Here is a 2,957-nt window from a genome sequence, read left to right as displayed (position 1 = left end):
CGCGGGTCGGGGGGCGCCGCCACAGCCGCCGGGGAGGCGGAGCGGCCGGCTCGGCCGGGACCTCGTCGGCCCGGTCCTCCGGGAGGTCGGCCCCGGTCCGGGTCAGGTCGTAGTAGTCCTCCGCCGGGTCCCCCTCGGACGGCGCCATGGCCGCCAGGTCGGCGGCGTCCTCGAAGTGGGCGTCGTCCCAGTCCCGCGGGTGGTCCCGCCACCGGGCGCCGGGACGGTTGAGGCCCGACCAGGCCGACAGGTCGTCCTCGTCCACCTCGGCCCCGGCCAGCACGGCCGGCACTTCTCCGGTCGGCGGCTCCGTCCAGTGCGGCAGGTCCCCCGCACGTGGGCCCCCGGCCAGGGGGGGCCGGGGCACCTCGGCGGGGTCCATGGCGTCGGGCAGGGGGAAGCGCGCCGCCGGCGGCGACGCGGCCGCGGTCGGCGGGACGGGAACGTCTCCGTACCGGGGGGCGTCCTCGGGGCGCCGGCCGGCGGCCTGGCCCGAGTCGAGGGCGGCGGCGGCCTCGTCGGCCCCGATTATCCGGACCCCCTCGGTGCGGGTGCGCGGCTCCTCGGCCGGGCCCGGCTCCTCGGGATCTCCCCCCCTCGTCGGATCCTCGTTGTCTGAGTCCACAGCTGCCTCCTGGTGGGCAGCGCCGCTTCGGCGGCGCTCTAGACCTCGAGCAGCTCCTGCTCCTTGTGCTGGAGCACGCGATCGATCTCGGCCACCTGCTCGTGGGTCAGGCGCTCCAGCTCCTTCTCCGCCCGCTCCAGCTCGTCGGAGGAGATCTCGCCCTCCTTCTCGAGACCCTCCAGGTCGTGCCGGGAGGCCCGGCGGAGGTTGCGGACCGCCACCCGGGCCTCCTCGGCCTTGTGGCGCACCACCTTCACCAGGTCCTTGCGGCGCTCCTCCGTGAGCGGGGGGAACGCCAGGCGGATCACCTGGCCGTCGTTGGAGGGATTGATGCCGAGGTCGGAGTTCTGCAGGGCCTTCTCGATGGCCTTGATGGACGCCTTGTCGTACGGGGTGACGACGAGGAGCCGGGCCTCGGGGACGTTGAAGCCGGCGATCTGGCGGAGGGGCACCTCCGTCCCGTAGTAGTCGACCTTGATCCGCTCGATCAGGGCCGGGGCCGCCCGCCCCGTGCGCACGGCGGCGAACTCCTCCTGGGCGTGGGAGACGGCCCTGGCCATCTTCTCCCGGGCCTCGGCCATGGCCACGCCCACCAGCGAGTCGTCGTCCATCACCGGATCAGCGTACCGATCGGCTCCCCCCGCAGGGCCCGCATGATGTTGCCCCCGGTCATCACGTCGAAGACCAGGATCGGAACCGAGTTGTCCCGGCACAGGGTGATGGCGGTGAGGTCCATGACCCGCAGGTCCTGGGAGATCACGTCCATGAACCCGATCTCGTCGAACCGGGTGGCGGTGGGATCCTGCTTGGGATCGGCGCTGTACACCCCGTCCACGCCCGAGTGGGTCCCCTTGAGGATCCCCTGGGCCTCGATCTCGGCGGCCCGCAGGGCGGCGGTCGTGTCGGTCGTGAAGAACGGGTTCCCCGTGCCGGCGGCGAAGACCACCACCCGCCCCTTTTCCAGGTGCCGCATGGCCCGCCGCCGGATGTAGGGCTCGGCCACCTCCGCCATCTGGATGGCGGACAGCACCCGGGTGGCCTGGCCGTGGCGCTCGAGAGCGTCCTGGAAGGCGAGGGCGTTGATGGCGGTGCCCAACATCCCCATGTAGTCCGACGTGGCGCGGTCCAGGCCCGAGCCGGCGCCCGTCGTCCCCCGCCAGATGTTGCCTCCCCCCACTACCACGGCGATCTCCACCTCGAGATCGGCGCGGGCCGCCGCCACCTCCCCGGCCAACCGCTCGACCACGTCGGCGTCGATGGTCTCGTCCGACGCCGAGCTGGCGAGGGCCTCGCCCGACAGCTTGAGGATCACGCGCTGCCAGCGCGGCTTCTCGCCGGTGGGTGGCACCGCTACTGGCCCACTACGACCTGGACGAACCTCTTGATGCGGGCGGGACCGAGCACCTTCGCGACCGTCTGCTTCTCGTCCGAGACGTAGTCCTGCTCCAGCAGGGTCCGCTCCTTGAACCACCCGTTGAGCCGTCCCTCCACGATCTTGGGCAGGGCGGCCTCGGGCTTGCCCTCGTTGCGGCTGATGGCCTCGAGGGTCTGGCGCTCCTCGTCGACCTGAGCCGGGGGAACCTCCTCGCGGGAGAGGTAGGTGGGGCGGGCGAAGGCGATGTGCAGGGCGATGCCGTGGGCCAGCTCCTTGCTCCCCCCCTCCAGCTCGACCAGCACCGCGTTCACGCCACGGCCGTTCTGCACGTGGAGGTAGGCGTCGATCACCGAGTCCGGCCCCGCCTCGAAGCGCGCCACCCGGCCGAGCTCGATGTTCTCCTTGAGGGTGATCCTCAGCTCGTCGACCGCGTCCCGGCGCTCGGCCACCGCGTCCTCCCCCTTGGCGGCCACCCGGTGCGCCAGGTCCTCGACCAGCTCGACGAAGTCGACGGACTTGGCCACGAAATCGGTCTCGCACCTCAGCTCGACGACCGCCGAGGCGTTCCCGACGGTGTCGACGGCCACGGCGCCCTGGGCGTTCTCCCGGCCCTCGCGCTTGGCCATGCTGGCGAGACCCTTCTCGCGCAGCCACTTGGCGGCGGCCTCGGCGTCCCCGTCGCACTCCTCGAGGGCGCGCTTGGCGTCCATCATTCCCGCCCCGGTCGTCTGCCGTAGGGCCTGTACGTCCTTGGCCGTGAAGTTGGCCATCTCCGCTCCTCTACTCCTCGGTGTCGCTGGCCGCGGGCACGGGCTCGGCGGCGGCAGGGGCCTCGGCGACGGGCCGCTCGGCCTGGCGCGCCGCCCGCTGCTGGGCCTCGAGGGCGGCCTGGCGGCGCGCCTCGCGCTGCTGCTCGGCGCGACGCGCCTCCTCCTCCGGGCTGGGCGGGGCGGGCGC

4 protein-coding genes are annotated in these 2,957 nt (G+C 73.1%); all 4 read right to left on the bottom strand.

The features are described 5' to 3' along the window. Window positions 1-625: hypothetical protein (locus VFW24_01835; protein ID HEX5265488.1), on the bottom strand; the 625-nt coding region annotated here is incomplete at its 3' end. Window positions 626-663: 38 nt separating this feature from the next. Beyond that, window positions 664-1,236 carry a ribosome recycling factor gene (gene frr, locus VFW24_01830; GenBank protein ID HEX5265487.1) on the bottom strand — a complete coding sequence of 191 codons (573 nt, stop codon included), beginning with the start codon at window positions 1,234-1,236 and terminating at the stop codon, window positions 664-666. Continuing rightward, window positions 1,236-1,973, bottom strand: a complete 738-nt coding sequence (pyrH, locus tag VFW24_01825; protein ID HEX5265486.1) for a UMP kinase — start codon at window positions 1,971-1,973, stop codon at window positions 1,236-1,238. The genes frr and pyrH overlap by 1 nt, the downstream gene beginning before the upstream one ends. 2 nt (window positions 1,974-1,975) lie before the next feature. Continuing rightward, a complete protein-coding gene (gene tsf, locus VFW24_01820) occupies window positions 1,976-2,770 on the bottom strand; it encodes a translation elongation factor Ts (GenBank protein ID HEX5265485.1) in 795 nt (264 codons plus the stop codon). Window positions 2,771-2,957 lie beyond the last annotated feature (187 nt).

Source organism: Acidimicrobiales bacterium, from assembly GCA_036273495.1.
Lineage (GTDB): Bacteria > Actinomycetota > Acidimicrobiia > Acidimicrobiales > JAJPHE01 > DASSEU01.
Note: the sequence above shows the minus strand (reverse complement) of the source record. Positions and strands in the feature narration are given on the sequence as shown.